The organism is Prauserella oleivorans, from assembly GCF_042685745.1.
Classification (GTDB): domain Bacteria; phylum Actinomycetota; class Actinomycetes; order Mycobacteriales; family Pseudonocardiaceae; genus Prauserella_A; species Prauserella_A oleivorans.
On sequence record NZ_JBHUNT010000001.1, the window covers coordinates 2757310 to 2780000 of the forward strand.

At 71.1% G+C, this 22691-nt stretch carries 20 protein-coding genes and 1 pseudogene; 20 read left to right on the top strand and 1 reads right to left on the bottom strand.

Translation table 11 applies throughout. The features are described 5' to 3' along the window. The first annotated feature begins 3 nt into the window (after positions 1-3). The 13 genes from ACFSZT_RS13570 (at position 4) to ACFSZT_RS13630 (ending at position 13122) form a co-directional block, all read left to right on the top strand. The gene (locus ACFSZT_RS13570; protein ID WP_377478247.1) at positions 4-837 is read left to right on the top strand and encodes an MlaE family ABC transporter permease; all 834 of its coding nucleotides are present in this window, start codon (positions 4-6) and stop codon (positions 835-837) included. Further along, positions 803-1660: an MlaE family ABC transporter permease gene (locus ACFSZT_RS13575; RefSeq protein WP_377388147.1), complete on the top strand. Its 858-nt coding sequence runs from the start codon at positions 803-805 to the stop codon at positions 1658-1660. The genes ACFSZT_RS13570 and ACFSZT_RS13575 overlap by 35 nt, the downstream gene beginning before the upstream one ends. After that, positions 1657-3030 carry an MCE family protein gene (locus tag ACFSZT_RS13580; protein WP_377388149.1) on the top strand — a complete coding sequence of 458 codons (1374 nt, stop codon included), beginning with the start codon at positions 1657-1659 and terminating at the stop codon, positions 3028-3030. The genes ACFSZT_RS13575 and ACFSZT_RS13580 overlap by 4 nt, the downstream gene beginning before the upstream one ends. Next, the gene (locus ACFSZT_RS13585; RefSeq protein WP_377388151.1) at positions 3027-4061 is read left to right on the top strand and encodes an MCE family protein; all 1035 of its coding nucleotides are present in this window, start codon (positions 3027-3029) and stop codon (positions 4059-4061) included. Before ACFSZT_RS13580 ends, ACFSZT_RS13585 begins: the two co-directional genes overlap by 4 nt. After that, entirely contained in the window at positions 4058-5101 is a 1044-nt protein-coding gene (locus ACFSZT_RS13590; protein ID WP_377388153.1) for an MCE family protein, read from the top strand. The genes ACFSZT_RS13585 and ACFSZT_RS13590 overlap by 4 nt, the downstream gene beginning before the upstream one ends. After that, positions 5098-6282 carry an MCE family protein gene (locus ACFSZT_RS13595; protein WP_377388155.1) on the top strand — a complete coding sequence of 395 codons (1185 nt, stop codon included), beginning with the start codon at positions 5098-5100 and terminating at the stop codon, positions 6280-6282. Before ACFSZT_RS13590 ends, ACFSZT_RS13595 begins: the two co-directional genes overlap by 4 nt. Then, entirely contained in the window at positions 6282-7484 is a 1203-nt protein-coding gene (locus tag ACFSZT_RS13600; RefSeq protein ID WP_377388273.1) for an MCE family protein, read from the top strand. Before ACFSZT_RS13595 ends, ACFSZT_RS13600 begins: the two co-directional genes overlap by 1 nt. Next, complete coding sequence (locus ACFSZT_RS13605) at positions 7484-8752, top strand: MCE family protein (RefSeq protein WP_377388157.1); 1269 nt, start codon at positions 7484-7486, stop codon at positions 8750-8752. Before ACFSZT_RS13600 ends, ACFSZT_RS13605 begins: the two co-directional genes overlap by 1 nt. Beyond that, entirely contained in the window at positions 8749-9243 is a 495-nt protein-coding gene (locus ACFSZT_RS13610; protein ID WP_377388159.1) for a hypothetical protein, read from the top strand. Before ACFSZT_RS13605 ends, ACFSZT_RS13610 begins: the two co-directional genes overlap by 4 nt. Next, positions 9240-9764 carry a hypothetical protein gene (locus tag ACFSZT_RS13615; protein WP_377388161.1) on the top strand — a complete coding sequence of 175 codons (525 nt, stop codon included), beginning with the start codon at positions 9240-9242 and terminating at the stop codon, positions 9762-9764. Before ACFSZT_RS13610 ends, ACFSZT_RS13615 begins: the two co-directional genes overlap by 4 nt. A 301-nt stretch (positions 9765-10065) precedes the next feature. Continuing rightward, positions 10066-11313 (top strand): glycosyltransferase family 4 protein, encoded by a 1248-nt coding sequence (locus ACFSZT_RS13620; protein WP_377388163.1) that lies wholly within the window; start codon positions 10066-10068, stop codon positions 11311-11313. Then, positions 11313-12044: a class I SAM-dependent methyltransferase gene (locus tag ACFSZT_RS13625; protein ID WP_377388165.1), complete on the top strand. Its 732-nt coding sequence runs from the start codon at positions 11313-11315 to the stop codon at positions 12042-12044. Before ACFSZT_RS13620 ends, ACFSZT_RS13625 begins: the two co-directional genes overlap by 1 nt. Continuing rightward, entirely contained in the window at positions 12031-13122 is a 1092-nt protein-coding gene (locus tag ACFSZT_RS13630; RefSeq protein ID WP_377388167.1) for a prenyltransferase, read from the top strand. The genes ACFSZT_RS13625 and ACFSZT_RS13630 overlap by 14 nt, the downstream gene beginning before the upstream one ends. Here ACFSZT_RS13630 and ACFSZT_RS13635 read toward each other — a convergent pair. Beyond that, positions 13098-13760 carry a class I SAM-dependent methyltransferase gene (locus tag ACFSZT_RS13635; RefSeq protein ID WP_377388169.1) on the bottom strand — a complete coding sequence of 221 codons (663 nt, stop codon included), beginning with the start codon at positions 13758-13760 and terminating at the stop codon, positions 13098-13100. The genes ACFSZT_RS13630 and ACFSZT_RS13635 overlap by 25 nt on opposite strands. A gap of 292 nt (positions 13761-14052) precedes the next feature. On the opposite strand from ACFSZT_RS13635, the gene ACFSZT_RS13640 reads away from it, so the two are divergent. The 7 genes and pseudogenes from ACFSZT_RS13640 to mraY all read left to right on the top strand — a co-directional run bounded on the left by ACFSZT_RS13640 (position 14053) and on the right by mraY (position 22690). Then, on the top strand, positions 14053-15645 hold the full coding sequence (locus ACFSZT_RS13640) for an FAD-binding protein (protein ID WP_377388171.1): 1593 nt from the start codon (positions 14053-14055) through the stop codon (positions 15643-15645). A 175-nt stretch (positions 15646-15820) separates the two neighbouring features. After that, positions 15821-16015: a ferredoxin gene (locus ACFSZT_RS13645; RefSeq protein WP_377388173.1), complete on the top strand. Its 195-nt coding sequence runs from the start codon at positions 15821-15823 to the stop codon at positions 16013-16015. 217 nt (positions 16016-16232) lie between these two features. Further along, positions 16233-17906: a 3-oxosteroid 1-dehydrogenase gene (gene kstD / locus ACFSZT_RS13650; RefSeq protein WP_377388275.1), complete on the top strand. Its 1674-nt coding sequence runs from the start codon at positions 16233-16235 to the stop codon at positions 17904-17906. Beyond that, positions 17903-18249, top strand: a pseudogene (locus tag ACFSZT_RS13655) (Rieske 2Fe-2S domain-containing protein); the annotation flags it as partial. The gene kstD and the pseudogene ACFSZT_RS13655, both read left to right, overlap by 4 nt. Positions 18250-18603: 354 nt before the next feature. Continuing rightward, on the top strand, positions 18604-20136 hold the full coding sequence (locus ACFSZT_RS13660) for a UDP-N-acetylmuramoyl-L-alanyl-D-glutamate--2,6-diaminopimelate ligase (RefSeq protein ID WP_377388277.1): 1533 nt from the start codon (positions 18604-18606) through the stop codon (positions 20134-20136). Then, complete coding sequence (locus ACFSZT_RS13665) at positions 20133-21608, top strand: UDP-N-acetylmuramoyl-tripeptide--D-alanyl-D-alanine ligase (RefSeq protein WP_377388175.1); 1476 nt, start codon at positions 20133-20135, stop codon at positions 21606-21608. Before ACFSZT_RS13660 ends, ACFSZT_RS13665 begins: the two co-directional genes overlap by 4 nt. Next, positions 21605-22690: a phospho-N-acetylmuramoyl-pentapeptide-transferase gene (gene mraY / locus ACFSZT_RS13670; protein WP_377388177.1), complete on the top strand. Its 1086-nt coding sequence runs from the start codon at positions 21605-21607 to the stop codon at positions 22688-22690. The genes ACFSZT_RS13665 and mraY overlap by 4 nt, the downstream gene beginning before the upstream one ends. Position 22691 lies beyond the last annotated feature (1 nt).

Genomic DNA, 22691 nt, shown 5'->3' on the forward strand with positions numbered 1-22691 from the left:
TGCATGAACGCGAGGGCGAGTTCCGTTGCGATCCCGGGTGCCGCCGCGCTGGCCCAGGTCGGTCGGTTGTCCACACTCGCCTGGGAGGTGCTGCTCGCGATCCCGCGACGGCCCTTCCAATGGCGGGAGTGGATCCAGCAGTGCTGGTTCTTCGCCAGCGTGACGATCCTGCCGACTGCGCTCGTGGCGATCCCGTTCGGCGCCGTGATCGCACTCCAGCTCGGCTCGCTGACCCAGCAGATCGGCGCGCAGTCGTTCACGGGCGCGGCGAGCGCGCTGGCGATCGTGCAGCAGGCGAGCCCGCTGATCACGGCGCTGCTCGTCGCCGGCGCGGGTGGGAGCGCCGTCTGTGCCGACATCGGCGCCCGCAAGATCCGCGAGGAGATCGACGCGATGGAGGTGCTCGGGGTCAATCCGATCCAGCGCCTGATCGTGCCCAGGGTGCTCGCGGCGATCGTGGTGTCGGTGCTGCTGAACGGCCTGGTCAGCGTGGTCGGCGTGCTGGGCGGCTACTTCTTCAACGTCGTGCTGCAGGGCGGCACGCCGGGCGCGTACCTGGCGAGCTTCAACGCGCTGGCGCAGTTGCCCGACCTGTGGATCAGTGAGATCAAGGCCGTCATCTACGGGTTCGTGGCCGGTGTGGTGGCGGCGTTTCGCGGGCTGAACCCCGCGGGTGGGCCGAAGGGCGTCGGCGACGCGGTGAACCAGGCGGTCGTCATCACGTTCCTGCTGCTGTTCCTCATCAACGTCGTGCTGACCGCCATCTACCTCAAGATCGTCCCCCCCGAAGGCGTTGTGAGCGATGACGACACGCAACGCCGGCACGGCGGTCGGTGACCGGACGCTCGAGATCATCGCGCGCCCCGGCGCGTCGCTGGAGGGGTTGGGCGCCCAGCTGCTGTTCTACTTCCGGGTGCTGGCGTGGGTGCCGAGAACGATCCGCCGCTACAGCAAGGAAACGCTGCGGCTGCTCACCGAGGTGTGTTTCGGCACCGGCGGGCTGGCGGTGATCGGCGGCACGCTCGGCGTGATGATCGGCATGACGCTGTTCACCGGGCTCATCGTCGGCATCCAGGGCTACGCGGCGCTGGATCAGCTCGGCACCGCGGCGCTCACCGGGTTCATCTCGGCGTACTTCAACACCCGGGAGGTGGCGCCGCTGGCCGCCGGGCTGGCGCTGTCGTCCACCGTCGGCTGCGGCTTCACCGCGCAGCTGGGCGCGATGCGGATCTCGGAGGAGATCGACGCCATGGAGGTCATGGGTGTGCCCAGCCTCCCCTACCTGGTGACCACGCGCGTCATCGCCGGGGTGACCGCCGTGATCCCGCTGTACGCGGTGGGCCTGCTGTTGTCCTACCTGGCCTCCCGGCAGGTGACGATCTGGATGTACGGCCAGTCGGCGGGCACCTACGACCACTACTTCCATCTGTTCCTGCCACCGGAGGACGTCCTCTGGTCGTTCGGCAAGGTGATCATCTTCTCGACGATCGTCATCATGTCCCACTGCTACTACGGCTACACCGCACGCGGTGGCCCCGCGGGAGTGGGCGTGGCCGTCGGCCGCGCGGTGCGGACGTCCATCGTGCTGGTGGCCGTGCTGGACTTCTTCCTCAGCTTGGCGATCTGGGGCGCGACCACGACCGTGAGGTTGTCCGGATGAGCGCGACCCGCACCGTCGTCGTCCGCAGGCTCGGCCACCAGCTGCTCGGACTGGTCTTCCTGGTGGTGGCGGCCCTGTTCATCGCGACGACGATCGCCATCTACAACAAGACGTTCTCCGACGACGTCCTGGTGCGGCTCGAGGCCGGCTACGCGGGCAACCAGATGCGTGAGGGTGCCGACGTGAAGATCCGGGGGCTGCGGGTCGGCGAGGTCCGCTCCATCACCTCGGACGGCCGCAAGGCGACCCTGGAGCTGGCCCTGGACCCGGACCGGATCAGCGCCATCCCGGCCAACGTCTCGGCGCGGCTGCTGCCCAAGACGCTCTTCGGCGAGCGTTACGTCGCGCTGCAACCGCCCGACGGCGAGGCCGTCAGCCCGATCGCCGCCGGCGACGTGATCCCGCAGGACCGCAGCCGCTCGGCGGTGGAGCTCGAGCAGGTGCTGTCCAATGTGCTTCCTCTGCTGCAGGCCGTGCAGCCGGAGAAACTGTCGAGCACGCTCACCTCCATCTCCACGGCGCTGGAGGGACGCGGCGAGCAGCTCGGGGACACGCTGGTGCGGTTGTCGGACTACCTGCGCGAGTTCAACCCGTCGTTGCCGGACCTTCGCGCCGACGTCTCCGCCATGGCCGATGTCGCCGACATCTACACCGAGGCCGCACCGCAGTTCCTCGACGCGATGGCCGACCTCACCACGACCACCCGCACGCTCGTCGAGAAGCGCGAGCAGCTCACCGGCGTCTACGCGAGCGTGTCCGGCGTCTCGGCCGACCTCGGGCGTTTCCTCGAGGCCAACGAGGACAACCTGATCCGGCTCACCACCACCGCCCAGTCCACACTGGACGTGGTCGCCGAGTACGCGCCGGAATACCCGTGCATGTTCCGGCAGTTCGCCGCCTCGATCCCGGCGGCGAAGGCGGCATTCGGCATCGGGGACGACGAGATGAACCACGTTGTCATCAGGTTTCTGGCGAGCAACCGTGGCAAGTACCGGCCGGGTGTGGACGAACCGGAGTACCTCGACAAGCGTGGGCCTCGCTGTTACCCGCAGGTACCGGCCCCGGGCCGCTGGCCGCAGTACCCACCGGACGGACCGATCGAGGACGGCTCCACACACCCTGCCCCGTCGAAGAACTCCGGGCCGCTGCCCGCGCCGATCATCGGCTACGACGTGCCCTTCCCCGAGGACGGTTCGGGCGGCGGCTCCGCGCGCGGTGGCGTGCCCTCGCTCGCGAACTCCGCCGAGGAACACCGCCTGGTGGCCGTGCTGCAGGAGCCGGCCACCGGCATCGCGCCCCGTGACCTTCCCGGCTGGGGCGGCGTGCTGCTCGGCCCGCTCTACCGCGGAACGATCGTGGAGCTGCGATGAGAAGCTACGTCCCCGCGCTCGTCAAGATCACCGTGTTCGCGGCCGTGACCGTGGTGCTGACCGGCATCCTGGCCGCCACCATCGCCAACGCCAACTTTGGTCCCACGTCCGGGTACGTGGCGCGGTTCAGCGACGCCTCGGGTCTGCACGAGGGTGACGACGTGCGCATCGCGGGTGTGAAGGTCGGCCAGGTCAACGACATCGCGGTGGGCGAGGGCAACGTGGCGGAGGTCCGCTTCGACGTCGACGGCGACCGTGAGCTGCCCGCGCTCGTCACCGCGACAGTGAAGTACCGCAACATCATCGGGCAGCGGTACCTCTCGCTGGGCACCGACGTCCCCGAGACCGGGACCCTCGAACCCGGCGGCACCATCCCGGTGGAGCGCACGCAGCCCGCGTTGAATCTCACCGTGCTGTTCGACGGGTTCCAGCCGCTGTTCCGCGCCCTGGAACCGCAGGAGATCAACCAGCTCTCCTACGAGATCATCCAGGTGTTGCAGGGCGAGGGCGGCACGGTCCGCAGCCTGCTCGACCACACCGCGTCGGTCACGTCGACGCTGGCACAGAAGGACCGGGTCATCGGCCGGGTCATCGACGACCTCAACCACGTGCTGGGCACCGTCAACGGGCGCACGCCCCAGCTCAAGCAGCTTCTCGCCACCACGCAGCAACTCGTCACCGGACTGGCCGAGCAACGGGAACCGATCGGCGAGGCCGTGTCGGGGCTCGCGGAGCTCACCAACGTCACGTCCGGGCTGCTGGAGCAGGCGCGGCCGCCGCTGCGGCAGGACGTCGCCGCCCTCGGTGATCTGGCGGGCAATCTCGCCGACTCGGAGGAGCTGATCGACGAGGTCCTGACGCTCATGCCGACGCACCTGCAGAAGTTCACGCGCGTGGTCAGCTACGGCAGCTGGTTCAACTACTTCCTGTGCGACCTCTCCGGCACGATCGGCATCGAGTCCCTCAACGTGAAACTGCCGATCCTGCCGCTGCCCGCGACCCAGCAGCCGAGGAGGTGCCAGGTGCCGTGAAGCCGTTGAAAGAGCGCAATCAGGCCGCCGTCGGCGTGGTCAGCCTGACCCTCGTCCTGCTGACCGTCGTGGCGTCCTACCAGTCCGACCAGATCCCGCTGTTCACCAACACCACCACGTACACGGCGCATTTCGCCGAGTCGGCGGGGCTCGCGGCGGGCAACGAGGTGCAGATCGCCGGGGTCAAGGTGGGCGAGGTCGACGAGGTGGTGCTCGACGGCACGCGGGTCCGCGCGACGTTCTCGCTGGAATCGTTCGACACCAGCCGGATCGGCACCGAGACGACCGCGTCGATCGAGATCAAGACCCTGCTCGGCGAGAAATACCTGGCGCTGCGGCCGCGAGGCGCCGAGCCGCAGGACCCGAACGACGTGATCCCCGTCGAACGCACCCGGACGCCGTTCCAGCTGCAGGACGCCTTCGACGAGCTCTCGTCCACGGTGGAGGAGATCGACACCGGCCAGCTGGCGCGAAGCTTCGACGTCGTGGCCGAGACGCTCAAGGACACGCCACAGTCCATGAAGGACGCGCTGACGGGATTGTCGGCGCTGTCGCAGACGGTGTCCTCCCGCGACCGCCAGCTGGCCGGCCTGTTGGCCGACACCCGAACCGTCACCGAGACACTCAACAGCCGCAACACCCAGCTGCGCCGGGTCATCGAGGACGGCAACCTCCTGCTCGACGAGCTGCAACGGCGCCGCGAGGTGATCAACGAGCTCCTGATGGGTGCGCAGCGGATGTCCGAACAGCTTTCCGGGCTCGTCGCCGACAACCGTGAGCAGCTCGGTCCGGCGTTGCGGGAACTGGAGACCGTCACGACCGTCCTCCAGCGCAACCAGGACAACCTCGACCGCAGTCTCGAATTGCTCGCGCCGTTCACCCGGCTCGGGACCAACGTCACCGGCAACGGCCGCTGGTTCGACGGCTACATCTGCGGGCTGCTGCCACCGACTATCAACACCGGCGCCTTCGAGTACAACTCCGAGGGGTGCGTGGGCGACATCGCGGCACCGGACCAGGGCGTGGGAGGGGGCCGATGACGATCGACACCCGCGCCGCCCGCAGCGTGTACCGGTGGCTGGCGCTGGCCTGCGTCGGCATGCTCGTGCTCGCCGGGGCCCTGTGGTGGGTGCTGCGCGACACCGGCGGCACGCGGCTCACGGCGTACTTCGACCGCGCGGTGGGGCTCTACGTGGGCTCGTCGGTACGGGTGCTCGGCATCGAGGTCGGCGAGGTCACCCACGTCGAACCACTCGGAAGGCAGGTCAAGGTGGACCTGACCGTGGACGACGGCATCCAGGTGCCCGCCGGCGGCGGTGCCGTGATCGTCGCGCCGAGCCTCGTCAGCGACCGCTACGTCCAGCTCACGCCGGTGTACGAGAGCGGCCCGGTGCTCGAATCGGGAGCGGTGATCCCGCGCGAGCGCACCGCGACACCGATGGAGATCGACGACCTTTACCGCAGCCTCGACGAGCTGTCGACCACCCTGGGGCCGCAGGGCGCCAACTCCGACGGTGCGCTGTCCCGGGTCCTCGACACCGCGGCCGCCAACCTCGAGGGCAACGGCAGGAATCTCAACACCACGGTCACCCGGCTCTCCGAACTGGCCACGACGCTCGACGGGTCCAAAGAGGACCTGTTCGGCACCATCCGCAACCTCCGGTCGTTCACGCAGCTGCTCGTCGACAGCGACACCCAGCTCAACGAGTTCTACGGGCGGCTGACCGAGGTCTCGGGCTTCCTCGCCGAGGACTCCGACGAGGTCGGTGCGGCCCTCTCGGCACTCGGTACGGCACTGACCGACGTCCAGGGGTTCGTCCGCGAGAACCGGGAGCTGCTCACCACGAACGTCGACAAGCTCGCCGGCATCACCCAGGTGCTCGTCGACCAGCGTGCGGCACTGGCCGAGCTCCTCGATGTCGCCCCGCTCGGGCTGGGCAACTTCATCAACTCCTACGACGCGGCGTCGGGCAGCATCGCCATCCGCTACAACGCCAACGAGCTCACCAACCCGCTCATCACCACGGCGTGCAAGCTCACCCAGTCGCTTTCCGACCACCGCATTCCGCCGCCGCTCGCTCGGCTGTGCGACATCCTCGGCCCCGTGGTGGACGGCGTCGCCAAGCTGCCGTCGGTGTCGCAGATCCTCGCGTCCATCCAGACCGGCGAGCTGCCTCCGTTGCCGCTGCCGCTGATCGTGGCACCGGGAGGGCGGCCATGATGCGCAGGCGAGGTCGACGGTTCGCGGCGCTCGGTGCCGTGCTGCTGCTCGTGGCCGGGTGCGGCGAGGGCGGGTTCTCCGGACTGTACAACGCCCCGTTGCCCGGCGGCGCGGACCTCGGGGAGCACCCGTACCGCGTGACCGTGCACTTCCGCGACGTCCTGGACCTCGTGCCGCAGGCATCGGTGAAGGTCAACGACGTCGCGGTCGGCAGGGTCGAGCGGGTCCGGCTGGCGGAGGACGCCAGGTCGGCGCACGTCGATCTCGTGGTCAACGGCGACATCGCGCTGCCGGCCAACTCGGCCGCGGAACTGCGGCAGTCCAGCATGCTGGGGGAGAAGTTCGTCGAGTTGCGGCCGCCGACGGCGGGCGAGGCGCGGGGCCGGCTCGTCGACGGGGCGGTCATCCCGCTGGAGCGCACCAACCGCAACCCCGAGATCGAGGAGGTGCTCGGTGCCGTGTCGCTGTTGCTCAACGGCGGCGGGATCCAGCAACTCCACGACATCGTGGGGGAACTCAACGACGCGCTGGCCGGCAACGAGGCCGAGGTCAAGGCGTTGCTGTCGCGGGTTGACGAGCTGGCCACGGAGCTGGACGGGCAGCGGGGTGAGATCGTCCGGGCGATCGAGGGCCTCGACCGGCTGTCCACCACGCTCGTGAGCCAGACCGGCGACCTGACCACCGCCCTGGACCACCTCGAGCCCGGCCTGCGGGTGGTCGCCGAGCAGCGCGACGAGCTCGTCGGCATGCTGCGGTCGCTGGACGAGCTCTCGGCCGTGGGGACGCGCGTGGTGAACGCGAGCCGGGAGAGCGTCGTCGCCAATCTCCAGGCGCTCGAACCGACCCTGGAGAAGCTCGCCGAAGCCGGCACCGCGCTGCCCGAGGCGATGCAGATCCTGCCGAGCTACCCGATCCCCGTGTTCGGGCACTCCATCGTCCGGGGCGACTACGCCAACGTCAGCGTGCGGCTCGACCTCAACCTGGACGCCATCCTGCGGAACCTGCTCGATGCCGGCCGGCCTGCCGTCCAGGTGCCCACCGGCGACGGCACCGGTGCCGACGGCGCGATCCCGTTCAACAACGGCACCGCGCCACCGCCGCTTCCGCTGCCCGACTCGTCGCTGCCGCTGGACCGGCAGTCGTCCGCTCCGCCGCAGAGTGGGGTCGCCGGCTTGCTGGGCGGCCTGCTGGGAGGTGGCTGATGCGGCTCAACCGGAAGAACAGGGTCCAGCTGATCGTCTTCGGGCTGATCTCGCTGCTCGCGGTGGGCTACGCCGGCGGCAACTACGCGGGCCTGGACCGGCTCTTCGGCAACCGGGGCTACCTCGTACAGGTGCGGCTGACGGACTCCGGGGGCATCTTCGTCAACGCCGAGGTCGCCTACCGCGGCGTCACCGTCGGCCGGGTGCACGCGCTCCACCTCGACGAGGACGGAGTCACCGTGGATCTGGACATCGAGAACAGCGCGCCGAGAATCCCCGCCGACACCGACGCCGTCGTGGCCAACCGCTCCGCGGTCGGCGAACAGTACGTCGACCTGCGCCCGCGCTCGGCCGGCGGTCCGTACCTGGAGGCCGGGTCGGTGATCGACAGCAGCCGCACCGGCGTGCCGATCGCGCCCGAGACGCTGCTGGCGAACCTGGACAAGCTGGTGTCGAGTGTGGACACCGAGTCGCTGACCACGGTCGTCGACGAGACACACCTCGCCTTCTCGGGGGCGGGCCCGGACCTGCAGCGGCTGCTCGACGCGGGCGGGTCGTTCACCGCGACCGCACAGCGGAATCTCCCGCAGACCCGGGAGCTGCTGGAACGCGGCCGCGCGGTGCTGGAGACACAACGCCGCAACGGCGGCAACATCCGGTCGATCGCCACGGGTTTTCACGACATCGCCGAGCAGCTCAGGAGCTCGGACCCGGACCTGCGCCGGGTCGTCGACCGCGCGCCGGAGCTCAGCCGGGAGGTGAGCGAGCTGCTGGCGACGTCGGGGACGAGCCTGAGCGTGGTGATCGCGAACCTGCTCACGACCGCGCAGATCACCTCGGTGCGCACCGACGCGCTGGAGCAGTTGTTCGTCGCGTTGCCGGTGGCGGCCTCGTTCTCCAAGTCGGTGACGTCCAACGGCGAGGGCCACCTCGGGTTCGTGCCGACGTTCTTCGACCCGCACGCCTGTACCAAGGGCTACGAGGGCACGCCCCGCCGCGCGGCCGACCAGGTGGAGGAGACCGAACCGAACGTGCAGGCGTACTGCGCCGAACCTCCGGGCAGCCCGAGCAACGTGCGCGGTGCACAGAACGCGCCGTTCGCCGGGATGCCGGTGGAGCCGCCCGGCACCGGCGAACCCCCGGCGGAGGGCACCGGAGGGGGTCCGGACGGTGAGCCGCGGGAACCCGGCCTGCCCGGATTGCTCGACCTCGCCGGCGAGCCGTCCGCGAGCACCGGGCTGGGTGGCCTGCTGGGGCTCGCGGGATGAGGGCGCCCGGCAAGGACCGGCTCGTCCCGCTGATGGCCGTGGCCGCCCTGGTCGCGGTTCTGTGCTGTGCGGGCTTCGGCCGGCAGTGGTGGTCGGCCGCCGAGGGTGACTTCGGCCGGCGTGGGGCCGCACGGGACGCGGCCGTGCGCGACGGTACCCACGCGCTGACGGTCCTCAACACGATCGACCACCGCAGGGCCGAGCCGGATGTGGACGAGTGGCTGACCGTGACGACCGGGCAATTGCAGGAGGACCTGAAGAACGACCGGGACCTGCACATCGACCGGGCGCGACAGGGCAGGACGGTGGCGACCGCCTCGGTCACGCAGGCGGCGTTGTCCGATCTGGACGAACCGGCCGGCACGGCGCGGCTGCTCGCCGTGGTGCGGGTCGAGCTGGGCGGACAGCCCAAGCGCAGCGCACTGGTGGCCGACCTCGTTCGCGCCGGGGATACGTGGAAGGTCTCCGCGGTGCAGGCGGCAGGCCGATGACGGCGGCGGAGCCGGCCGGGCGGGCGTCGCGGAGAGCGACGTTGCTGGCGCTGCTGGCCGCCGTGACGGTGCTCGCGGCCGCCGGTGCCGTGTGGGCGGTGATGCGGGCGGACGCCGTGGTGGAGGGCAACGCGGCCTTCGCCGACCCGCAGGCGACGCGGGAGGTGACGGAGGAGATCGGGGGCGCCGTCAAGGCGGTGTTCTCCTACGACCATGCCGACCTCGCACGCACGGAACGTGCCGCCGACCGGGTGTTGGTCGGCGAGGCCGTGCGGCAGTACCGGGCGAGCTTCGCGGCCGCGAAGGAACGGGCGAGCACGCACCGGCTGGTGCGGTCGACGACGGTCCGGTCGACCGGAGTCCGGGAACTGCGGGGCGGCCACGCGCGGCTGCTCGTCGTCGTCGACCAGCGGACGCTCACCGCCGACATGCGACCGCGGCGCTCCACCACGGCCTGCCTCGACATCGTGGCCGAACGAGTGGACGGCAGCTGGCGGATCGCGAAGATCTCCGTGCTCTGAGCCGCCGGGCGGCGACATGTCCGCGGAATACCGTGCTCCCCGTTAGCATGGGCCGGGCACCGCCACACTCGAGCGCGCTCGCAAAACTACTAGAACGGGTTCTATCTATGCGGCGCGGTGTGGAACAATCGGGCCGCCTCCTTTCCGCTCTCTGCTTGTCAGAATGCCGGAACTGTGTGATCCGCTTCCATGACGTTGTGGTTGCCATGATCGAAAACACGTTCTAGTCTTGGTCGGCGGTCAACGGATCGTGACCGCGGTGTGTCGGGTTGCCGGGTCGACCGTCGGCGAGGGGTGAAGGTTGCGTATCGCAGTGCTCTCCTACCGGAGCAAACCGCATTGCGGCGGTCAAGGCGTCTACGTCCGGCACCTCAGCCGCGGCCTGGCCGAGCTGGGCCACGACGTAGAGGTCTTCTCCGGGCAGCCGTATCCCGACCTCGAGGACCCGGTGACGCTGACGAGGGTGCCGAGTCTGGACCTGTACCGCGAGCCCGATCCGTTTCGTACCCCTCGCCCGGGCGAGTACCGCGACGCCATCGATCTGCTCGAAGTCGCGACGATGTGGACCGCCGGCTTCCCCGAGCCCCTCACGTTCAGCCTCCGCGCGGCGAGGCTGCTGCGGGCCAGGGCGGACGAGTTCGACGTCGTCCACGACAACCAGTGCCTTGGCTACGGTCTGCTCGGCCTGCGCACGGCGGGCATCCCGCTCGTCGCGACGGTCCATCACCCCATCACGCGGGACCGGGTCGCCGACCTGGCGGCCGCGCGCTGGTGGCGCAAGCCCGCCGTCCGCCGCTGGTACGGCTTCGTCCGGATGCAGGCGAGGGTGGCGCGGCGGATCCCCCGGCTCATCACGGTCTCGCAGGCGTCCGCCGCGGACATCGCCGCCGACTTCTCGGTCCCCGCCGAGCGCATCCGGACGATTCCGCTCGGGGTGGACACGACTCTCTTCCGCCCTTCCCCCGGGGCGCGTGTGCCCGGCCGGGTGGTGGCCGTCGCGAGTGCCGATGTGCCTCTCAAGGGGATCCGGCACCTGCTGGAAGCGGTCGCGAAGCTGCGGACCGAGCGGCCGGTCGAACTCGTGCTCGTGAGCAGGCTGACCGAGGACGGTCCCACCCGCAGACTGATCGACGGCCTCGGTATCGGCGACGTGGTGCGCACCGTGCACGGGCTGGCCGACCACGCGCTGGCGGCGTTGCTGGCGTCGGCGCAGGTGGCCTGCGTTCCCTCGCTGTACGAAGGATTCTCACTGCCCACAGTGGAGGCCATGGCGTGCGGTACCCCGCTCGTGGTGAGCCGTGCCGGCGCGCTGCCGGAGGTCGTCGGCGACGACGGCGAATGTGCGTACCTGGTGCCGCCCGGCGACACCGAGGCACTCGGCAGACGTCTCGGCGAGCTGCTGGACGAACCCGGACTGAGCGGACGTCTCGGCAAGGTGGGACGTAGGCGAGCGCTCGCGCGGTTCAGCTGGCGCTCCGTCGCCGAGTCTACTGTGGACTGTTACGCGGAAGCGATCGAGCGTACCCGGCTGGAAAGGGCGGCGAGCTGATGCTGACGGTGGACTTCGACCGGCTGGGCGTCGGCCCGGGCTGCCGCGTGATCGACATCGGGTGCGGCGCGGGCAGGCACTCCTTCGAGGCCTACCGGCGCGGCGCCGACGTCGTCGCGTTCGACCAGGACGAGCCCGAACTGTGCCGGGTCGACGAGATGTTCGGGGCCATGGCCGCCGCGGGCGAGGTGCCCGAGGGAGCGGTGGCCACCACGGTGGCCGGTGACGCGCTCGATCTCCCGTTTCCCGACGAGTCGTTCGACTGCGTGATCGCCTCCGAGATCCTCGAGCACATTCCCGAGGACGACAAGGCCGTCTGGGAGCTCGCCCGGGTGGTGCGGCCGGGCGGCACCGTGGCCGTGACCGTGCCGAGGTGGCTTCCCGAGCGGATCTGTTGGCTGCTCTCCGACGCCTACCACCAGGTCGAGGGCGGCCATGTGCGGATCTACCGCGGGCACGAGCTGCGCGGCAAGCTCGCCTGCGCCGGGCTGCGGCCGGTGGGCCAGGCGCACGCGCACGCACTGCACTCGCCGTACTGGTGGCTCAAGTGCGCGATCGGGCCGGACAACGAAGGGAACCCGCTCGTCCGGGCGTACCACCGGCTGCTGGTGTGGGACATGATGCACCGACCGTGGTTCACCCGGTCCGCGGAACGGCTGCTGGACCCGGTGATCGGCAAGAGCCTGGTGCTGTACTTCGTGAAGCGGGAGGGCACGGTTGGCGGGCGCTGAGGTACCGGCGGTGGCGGGCGTGCTCTCGGCGTCCGATGTGGAACGGACGGCCCGGTCGATTGCGAAGGCGCAGGAGGAGTCCGGTGCCATTCCGTGGTTCGCCGGTGGCCATGTCGACCCGTGGGACCATGTCGAGTCGGCGATGGCCCTCACCGCGGCCGGTCTCGTCGCGCAGGCCCGCGCCGCCTACGAGTGGTCGCGGCGGACCCAGCGTCCGGACGGTTCGTGGCCGCTGAAGCTCGTGCGCGGCGAGGTGGAGGACGCGAGCGCCGACACCAACTTCTGCGCGTATGTCGCCGTCGGCGTGTGGCACCACCTGCTCGTGACGCGGGACGAGGTGTTCGCGGGTCGCATGTGGCCGGTCGTGCGGCGGGCGATCGACTTCGTGCTCGGGCTGCAGGCCGACCGAGGCGAGATCGGCTGGGTCCGCGATGCCCGCGGCATACCGGTGGCCGAGGCGCTGCTGTCCGGATGCTCGAGCATCCACCACAGTCTGCGCTGCGCGCTCGCGCTGGCCGAGTACGTCGGCGAGCCGCAGCCCGGCTGGGAGGTCGCGCTCGGCAGGCTCGGTCACACGTTGCGCAGGCATCCGGAGGCGTTCGCCGACAAGCGGCGGTACTCGATGGACTGGTACTACCCGGTGCTCGGCGGTGCCGTGCGGGGCGAGCAGGGGCTCACGCGGTTGCGGGAACGCTGGACCGACTTCGTGGTCGACGGGCTCGGTGCCCGCTGCGTCGACGACCACCCGTGGGTCACGGGCGCGGAGACGTGCGAGCTCGTGCTGAGCCTCGACGCGGTGGGCGAGCGTGCGCGCGCGCACGAGCTGTTCGCCGCCATGCAGCACCTGCGCGACCCGGACGGCTCCTACTGGACCGGCCTCGTCTACGCCGACGGCAAGCGGTGGCCGGAGGAACGGACCACCTGGACCGGCGCTGCCGTGATTCTCGCGGCCGATGCGTTGTCGACCACGACACCGGCGGCCGGCCTGTTCCGCGGCGACGATCTGCCGACCGGGCTGGCCGTGGACAGCGGCGCGTGCGGGTGCGACGACGTCTACGCCACCGGCGTACCGGGCTGACCCTCGACGCGGCGCAGCACCCGCAGTGAGCCCAGCACCAAGAGCTCCTCGAACTGGCCGGACGCGATGGCCCTGCGGTAGATGTGAAACGGTGGCCTGCCGCCGTCCCGCGGATCGGGGAACACGTCGTGGATCGCGAGCAGACCGCCGTGGCGCACCCATGGCCCCCACCCGGTGAGGTCGGCGTCCGCCGCCTCCTCGGTGTGCCCGCCGTCGATGAACAGCAGGTCTACCGGCGTGCGCCACAGGGCCGCGACGGCGGGTGAGCGCCCGACGACGGCGACCACGTGGTCCTCGAGCCCGGCGTCGGCGATGGTGCGGCGGAAGGTGCCCAGCGTGTCGAGCCGGCCGGTGTGCGGGTCGACGAGGCCAGGGTCGTGGTACTCCCAGCCCGGCTGGTGCTCCTCCGACCCACGGTGGTGATCGACGGTGACGACGACGCCACCGGTCGCTCGCGCCGCCGCGGCGAGGAACACCGTCGACTTGCCGCAGTAGCTGCCGATCTCGACGGCGACACCGGCGCCGAGATGCGCCCGTGCGGCGTCGTGCAGTGCGAGACCCTCGTCGGTCGGCATGAATCCGGGCGCGGCAACGGCCTTGGCGAGCAGGTCCTCGGGCATGCGGGTCGCCGATGTCATGCCGGTCATTCTCCGTCGTGCCGTGATGCCGTGCCGCATCGGGGGAGCCGAACGGGCATCGACGTCGGCAACGTCGTCGTGGTCGCCGAGCCGGGTTTCGTGAGCCGGCGAGTAAGTGAAACGTGTTATAATTTTGCCGCGCGGATCGACGTCCCCCGGCGTGGTCCACAGTGGAATCGGGTGCGTCCGGAGAGCAACGGTCCGGGCGGCGGCGAGGGCATGACCGCACCCACGCATGCCACGCATGCCACGCATGCCGCGGTGTCGTTGCCTGTCTGGTGAGGAGTGGCTGATGGGGCAGGAGTGGGATGCCGAGTCCGACGTCGTGATCGTCGGGTTCGGCGGTGCCGGTGCCTGCGCGGCGATCGAGTCCGCCGACCGCGGTGCCGAGGTGCTGGTTCTCGACCGGTTCGGAGGGGGCGGCGCCACGGCGATCAGCGGCGGCGTCGTCTACGCGGGTGGCGGGACGCCGTACCAGGAGCAGGCCGGCTTCTCCGACACCACGCAGGCGATGCTCGACTACCTGCGGCTCGAGACCGGCGGCGCCGTCTCGGAGGAGACGCTGGCGCGGTTCTGCGAGCAGAGCGTGGAGAACCTGCGCTGGCTCGAACGCAACGGCGTGCCGTTCGAGGCAAGCATGGCGCCGCGCAAGACGTCCTACCCGACCAACGAGTACTACCTCTACTACTCGGGCAACGAGCTTGTTCCGCCCTACTGCGAGAAGGCCGCGCCGGCGCCGCGGGGGCACCGGACGAAGGGCAGGGGGACCTCCGGCAAGGTGCTCTTCTCGGCGCTGCGCAAGGCCGTGGCCGCGCGGGGTGTCCGGGTTCGCTGCCACACGCGCGTCACCGCCCTCCTCACCGATTCCACAGGCCGCGTCATCGGCGTCGAGGCCCGCGAGATCCCGGCACGGTCGGTGTACCGGCTGGCGCACCGCGTGCTGTCCCGGTCGAACCGCAAGCTCAACATCTACTACCGGCCGCTGGGCAAACTGCTCGACGCTCCGATCAAGCGAATCGAGGCCAAGCGCTCGGTCATCCGGCGGTTCCGCGCCCGACGGGGTGTGGTGCTGGCGGCGGGCGGGTTCGTGTTCGACCGCCGGATGCTCGCCGAGCACGCGCCCGCCTACCGCAGCGGGTCGTCCCTGGGCACCATCGGCGACGACGGCAGCGGCATCCGGCTCGGCCAGTCCGTCGGCGGGCGGACCGACCGGATGCACCGCGTGTCGGCCTGGCGCTTCTACAACCCACCGCTCGCGCTCGTGGAGGGCGTGCTCGTCAACAGCGCCGGCGAGCGCATCTGCAACGAACTGCTCTACGGCGCCAAGATCGGCGATCACATCGCCGGGCAACCCGGCGCCAAGGCCTACCTCGTGGTCGACCAGCGGATCCACGACGAGGCCAGGCGGCAGCTGCCCGGCCAGACGCTCTGGTTCCAGCGGCTGCAGGCCGGCTACCTGCTCAGGATCGGGCACGTGAAGGCCGACGACGTGGTGACGCTGGCGCGGCGAGCCGGCATCGACCCGGCCGGGCTGACCCGCACCATCGAGGGATACAACGCCGACGCGCGGGCGGACCGTCCTGACCGGATGGGCAAGGAGCGGGGGCACGTGCACCCCCTGGAACGGGGGCCGTACTACGTGTTCGACTGCTCGCTACGCACGCAACGCGGGTTTCCCGCGCCGATGATCACGCTGGGCGGGCTGACTGTCGACGAGTCGACCGGCGCGGTCACGCGGGCCGATGGCACGCCCGTGCCCGGCCTCTACGCGGCGGGCCGCACCGCGGTCGGCGTGTGCTCGGAGTCCTACGTCAGCGGGTTGTCGATCTCGGACTGTGTGTTCTCCGGCAGGCGGGCGGGAGCGGCACTCGCTGACGAACGATGACGGACGAGGGTGGTGGGCAGTTGCCCGGCCAAGGTAGAACGTGTTACATTTTCGGCGTCCGAGGGCGACCGCGAGGCGTACGCCGTCCGCGCTCCGAGGTCATCGACGGCAACACGAGGATGCGGGGCGACTCCGGCGCACCTCTCCGGTCCGGGCCGCGCCACGAGGAGGACGCATGAGGATCGTCGTCGACTACGACCTGTGTGAGGCCAACGGAATCTGCGAGGCCGTGGCTCCGGACGTGTTCGAACTCGACGATGACGAGAACCTGAACGTCAAGACCGGTGTCGACGAGGAGAACGTCGGCCGGGTACGGCAGGCCGTGGCCTCGTGTCCGAAAGTCGCCCTGGCACTCGACGAGTCCGGCTAGGTCCGCGTGTCCACAGCAGACCGGGGTCCCGTGGGCAAGGCAACGATTTCCGCGAAAGCTTCCCGGCGGCCGGCGCGGAGCGACGTCCGGGAACGGCAGGCATTCGCAGGCGCGGAGGAGCACAGCGGTGAGCCCACAGCATCCAGGCGACCGGCACGGGACGACGGCCGCGCCGCGCGAGGTCGACGTCGTGGTGGTCGGCAGCGGAGCGGCCGGGATGACGGCGGCGCTTGCGGCCGCCCACAAGGGACTGTCCACTGTCGTCCTCGAGAAGGCGGCCACGTTCGGCGGGTCCACCGCTCGCTCAGGCGGGGGCGTGTGGGTGCCCGGCAACGACGTGCTGCGCAAGGCCGGGGTGAAGGACACCCCCCAGGCCGCGCGCGACTACCTGGCGGCCATCATCGGCGACGCGGTGCCGGCAGACCGGATCGAGACCTATCTGGACCGGGGGCCCGAGGTCCTCTCCTTCGTCCAGCGCACGACACCACTGCGGCTGCGGTGGGTGCGCGGGTACTCCGACTACTACCCGGAGGCCCCGGGCGGCCTGGCCTGCGGCCGGTCCGCCGAACCCAGGCCCTTCGACGCGAAGCTGCTCGGCCCCGAGCGGGCGAACCTGGAGCCGCCCTACAGCGCGGCGCCGCTGGGCGTACCCCTCGGCCAGGCCGACTACCGGTGGCTGAGCCTCATCGCGCGGCATCCGCGCGGGGTGGTCACGCTCGTCAGCCTCGGTCTGCGCTGGCTGGCCGGGCTGGTGATGGGGAAGCGGAACCTGGTGATGGGCCAGGCGATCGCGGGTGCCCTGCGCGTCGGATTGCAACGGGCGGGTGTGCCCGTGCTGCTGGAGCAGCCGCTCGTGCGCCTGCACCGCGACGGCGACCGGGTCACGGGCGTGGTGGTCCGCCGTGGGCAGGACGGCGAGGAGGTACTCGTGCGCGCCCGGCGTGGCGTGGTGCTCGCGGCCGGCGGATTCGAGCATAACGAGCAGCTGCGCCGGAAGTACCAGCGCGCGCCGATCGGTACGGAGTGGACGGTCGGCGCCAAGGCCAACACGGGAGACGCCATCACCGCGGCGATGGAGCTCGGTGCCGCCGTCGACCTCATGGAGGACGCGTGGTGGGGCCCGTCGATCCCGCTGCCGGGCGGCCCGTGGTTCGCGCTGGCGGAACGCTCCCGGCCCGGCTGCATCATGGTCAACCCCCGGGGCGAGCGGTTCGTCAACGAGTCCGCGCCCTACGTCGACGCGGTGCACGCGATGTACGGCGGCAAGTACGGCCAGGGACCGGGCCCGGGCGAGAACATCCCGACGTGGCTGGTGTTCGACCAGCGCTACCGCAACCGCTACATGTTCACCGGGCTCGGGCCACGCCAGCCGCTGCCCGGCCGGTGGTACAAGCACGGCGTCGTCGTCACGGCGAGCACGCTCGAGCAGCTGGCGGAGAAGATCGGCGTTCCGCCCGACCGGCTGCGCGCCACGATCGAGCGGTTCAACGGGTTCGCCCGCACCGGCGTCGACGAGGACTTCGGCCGGGGCCGCAGCAGGTACGACCACTACTACGGCGATCCGCGCAACAAGCCGAACCCCAGCCTCGGCGCGCTCGAGCGGCCGCCGTACTACGCGGTGCAGCTCGTGCCCGGCGATCTGGGCACCAAGGGCGGCCTGCGCACCGATGTGCACGCCCGCGTGCTGCGGGAGGACGGCTCCGTGATCGAGGGCCTGTACGCCGCGGGCAACACCAGCGCGGCCGTCATGGGCCACACGTACGCGGGTCCCGGGGCGACCATCGGCCCCGCGATGGTCTTCGGCTACCTGGCCGCCGAGCACGCGGCCACGCGCGGCGAGGCCGGCCGGGAGGGCGACGTCGCCGAACGGACAGGCGGACGTGTGTCATGACGCAGACGGGGTCGGTGCGGCGGATCGATGTGGGGGTGGTGCCGGAGCGGTTTGCGCGGGGGTGGCATTACCTGGGGTTGGTGGAGCGGTTCGCGGATGGGCGGCCGCATGCGGTGGAGGCGTACGGGACGAAGCTGGTGGTGTTCCAGTCCTCGGACGGGCGGTTGCGGGTGCTGGATGCGTATTGCCGGCACATGGGGGGTCATTTGTCGCAGGGGCAGGTGAAGGGGGATGCGGTGGCGTGCCCGTTTCATGATTGGCGGTGGGGCGGTGTGTGGCGGTGCCGTATGCGCGGCGGGTGCCGTTGCGGGCGCGGACCCGGTCGTGGCCGACGCTGGAGGAACAAGCAGCTTTTCCACGTCGACACCGCCGACGTCACCGACGACATGACCCGCCGCTTCGAGTACGAAGTGGACACCACCCGCGCCACCCAGGTCTGGGACCAGGAAGTCGCCGACAACCTCGCCCGCCAACACCAAGCCGACGCGGGGGTGTAGCGGGCCTCGTGCCGAGTGGAACCGGCCGGGCGCGGGACGGCCGCGCACGGCCGGTCGTCGTGCGCGCACCCTGGGCGACGCCCCGGGGCGCGGCCGCTGCAGAGCGGCTGTCGGGCCGTCGGTAACCTTCCGGCGTGTCTGTCAACAACGACGAGCCTGCTGCCACGGGAGGGCAGGTACCGGACCAGCCGGCCAGGGCGGTGGCCGCACCGCCCCGGCCGAACCTGATCGAACCGGTGCCGGTCACGACGCTGGTCGCGCGCTCGGGCGCCCGCCTCATCGCGGATCCGGTCGCCCCGGAGATCGCGGTGACCGGCGCGACGTTGCGTGCCCAGCACGTCGTCCCCGGTGACCTCTTCGCCGCGTTGCCCGGGGCCCGCGTCCACGGTGCCGACTTCGCCGCCGACGCGCTCGCGGCCGGCGCCACCGCGGTGCTGACCGACGAGAGCGGCGCCGAGCGCCCGGCCCTGCGCGAGGCCGGCGTGCCGGTGCTCGTGCACCCCGAACCGCGCGCCGTGCTCGGCGAGATCGCCGCCTGGATCTACGGCGAGCCGTCGTTGCAGCTGGCCGTGCTCGGCGTCACCGGCACCTCGGGCAAGACCACGACGGCCTACCTCGTCGAGTCGGGCCTGCGCGCCGCCGGCAGGGTCACCGGGCTCATCGGCACCGTCGAGACCCGCATCGGCGGCGAACGGCTCGCCAGCGCGTTCACCACGCCCGAGGCACCCGACCTGCAGGCGCTGCTGGCCGTGATGGTCGAGCAGGGCGTCACCCACGTGCCCATGGAGGTCTCCAGCCACGCGCTCGCGCTGGGCCGCGTCAACGGAACCCGCTTCACCGTCGGCGCGTTCACCAACCTCTCGCAGGACCACCTGGACTTCCACCGCGACATGGAGGAGTACTTCGCCGCCAAGTCGCTGCTGTTCGACGGCCGCTCCACCACGGAGGTGGTCGTCGTGGACAGCGCGTGGGGCCAGCAGCTGGTGACGCCGCACACGGTGACCGTCTCCACCGAACCGGGCACCAAGGCCGCGTGGCGGGCCACCGACATCGCCATCACGCCCACCGGCGAGCAGGCGTTCACGCTGCACGCACCCGACGGCCGCACCGCCACGGCCACCATTCCGCTACCGGGCGAGTTCAACGTCGCCAACGCCACGCTGGCCGCCGCGATCCTCGACACCACGGGGGTCTCTCTGGACAAGATCGTCGCCGGGCTGGCGGCCGTCGAGGTGCCGGGCCGCATGGAACGCGTCTACCTCGGCCAGAAGTTCACGGCGGTGGTGGACTACGCCCACAAGCCCGCGGCCGTCACCCAGGCGCTGCAGGCGCTGCGGGCGCGCACCGAGGGGCGCATCATCACGGTGCTCGGCTGCGGTGGCGATCGCGACACCGCCAAGCGGCCCATGATGGGGGAGGCGGCCGTGCGCGGGAGCGACCTGGTGATCATCACCGACGACAACCCGCGCAGCGAGGACCCGGCGGCCATCCGCGCCGCCATGCTGCAGGGCGCCCGGGCCGTCAGCCCCGCCCAGAGCGGCGAGGTGCTCGAGATCGGCGACCGGCGGGAGGCCATCGCCGCCGCCGTCGAGCGGGCCGGGCCCGGTGACGTCGTCCTCGTCGCGGGCAAGGGACACGAGAGCGGACAGGAGGTCGCCGGGGTGGTGCACCCGTTCTCCGACCGCGCCGAGCTGGAAGCGGCCATTCGCGAGAAACTCGAGGTGAACGCGTGATCGCACTGAGCCTGGCCGAGATCGCCGACATCGTCGGAGGCCGGTTGCACCGAGCCGACGGCACCGAGCGCGTCACCGGCTCCGTGGAGTTCGACTCCCGCAAGCTCACCGAGGGCGGGCTGTTCGTCGCGCTGCCCGGCGAGCGGGTCGACGGGCACGACTTCGCCGCGCAGGCCGTCGCCGCCGGAGCCACCGGGGTGCTGGCCGGCCGCGAGGTCGACGCACCCGCCGTCATCGCGCCGCCGGTGCCCGAAGGGCAGGCGCACCGGCGGGCCATGGCGCTCGCCGGTGACACCGACGGCTCCGGGGCTGCCGTGCTCGCGGCGCTGGGCAAGCTCGCGCGGCACGTCGTCACCGAGCTCGCCCGCGGTGGCCTCACGGTGGTCGGGGTCACCGGGTCGTCCGGCAAGACCTCGACCAAGGACCTCATCGCGCAGCTGCTCGAGCCACTCGGCCCGACCGTGGCGCCGCCGGGGTCGTTCAACAACGAGCTCGGCCACCCGTGGACGGCCCTGCGCGCCGGGCAGGACACCCGGCACCTCGTGCTGGAGCTGTCCGCCCGCGGGCCCGGCCACATCGCGGAGCTGGCGGCCGTGGCCCCGCCGCGCATCGGCGCCGTGCTCAACGTCGGCAGCGCACACGTCGGCGAGTTCGGCTCCCGGGAGGGCATCGCGCAGACCAAGGGCGAGCTCGTCGAGGCGCTTCCGGCCGACGGCGTCGCCGTGCTCAACGCCGACGACGCGCTCGTCGCCGGCATGGCCGGGCGCACGCGGGCCCGGGTCGTGTTCGTCGGCGAGAGCCCCGAGGCCACCGTGCGCGCCGAGAACGTCCGGCTGGACGAGGCCGCCCGCGCGTCGTTCCGGCTCGTGACACCGCAGGGCCAGGCGGACGTGACACTGCGGCTGCACGGCGAGCACCACGTCGGCAACGCGCTCGCCGCGGCCGCCATCGCGCTGGAGCTCGGCTCGAGCGTGGAGGAGGTCGCCGCGCGGCTCAGCACGGCGGAGCGGCGGTCGGCCCGCCGCATGGAGGTCACCACCCGCTCCGACGGCGTCACGATCCTCAACGACTCCTACAACGCCAACCCCGAGTCCATGAAGGCGGCGCTCAAGACGCTGGCGTCGATGTCGGCGGGCCGCCGGTCGTGGGCGGTCCTGTCCGAGATGGGCGAGCTCGGTACCGATAGCGTGTCCGCGCACGACGAGATCGGCAGGCTCGCGGTCCGCCTCAACATCGGCAAGCTCGTCGTGATCGGAGAGAAGGACACCCCGGTGGCGTCGATGCATCTCGGTGCCAGTCACGAGGGTTCGTGGGGAGAGGAGTCGGTCCTGGTACCCGACACCGACGCCGCCATCGCGCTGCTGCGCGCCGAGCTGCGTCCCGGCGACGTCGTGCTGGTCAAGGCCTCCAAGGTCGCCGAGCTGTGGCGGGTGGCCGAGGCGCTGCTGGAGCGCCAGGAGGGCACCGCGTGATCAGCATCATGGTGGCAGCCTCGGTGGGGCTGCTGGTCTCCATCCTGCTCACCCCCTACCTCATCCGGTTCTTCTCCAAGCAGGGCTTCGGCCAGGAGATCCGCGAGGAGGGACCGGAGGGGCACAAGTCCAAGCGCGGCACCCCCACCATGGGTGGTGTCGCGATCATCATCGCGATGGTGGTGGCCTATTTCGCCGCCCATTTCGCGGACTGGCTGCGCGACTCGCCCAACGGCGGCCCGACGGCGTCCGGCCTGCTGGTGCTGTTCCTGTCGGTCGGGCTGGGGGTCGTCGGCTTCCTCGACGACTTCATCAAGATCCGCAAGCAGCGCAACCTCGGCCTGAACAAGACGGCCAAGCTGGTCGGCCAGCTCGTGGTGGCCGTGGCGTTCGGGATCATGGCGCTGCAGTTCGTCGACGAGAACGGCCTCGCGCCCGCCTCCCAGCACCTGTCCTACGTCCGGGACCTGTCGCTGATCTTCTTCCCGGTCCCGGTGTTCATCCTGTTCTGCTATCTGCTGATCTCGGCGTGGTCGAACGCGGTGAACTTCACCGACGGTCTCGACGGCCTCGCGGGTGGCGCGGGGGCCATGGTGCTGGTGACCTACGTCGTCATCGCCTTCTGGCAGACCCGGCTGAACTGTGTGGAGTCACCGCAGGCGGCCTGCTACGACGTGCGCGACCCGCTCGACCTCGCCGTGGTGGCCGCGGCCGCGGCCGGCGCCTGCGTCGGGTTCCTGTGGTGGAACGCCGCGCCCGCGAAGATCTTCATGGGCGACACCGGGTCGCTGGCGCTCGGCGGCCTGGTGGCGGGCCTGTCGATGACCACCCGCACGGAGCTGCTCGCGATCGTCATCGGCGGCCTGTTCGTGGTCGAGATGATCTCGGTCGTGCTGCAGATCGCGGTGTTCCGCACCACCCGCAAGCGGCTGTTCCGGATGGCGCCGTTCCACCACCACTTCGAGCTCGCCGGGTGGGCCGAGACGACCGTCATCATCCGGTTCTGGCTGCTGTCGGCGGTGTGCTGCATGTTCGGGCTCGGCCTCTTCTACAGCGAGCAGCTCGGGCTCGGCGGAGGCTAGG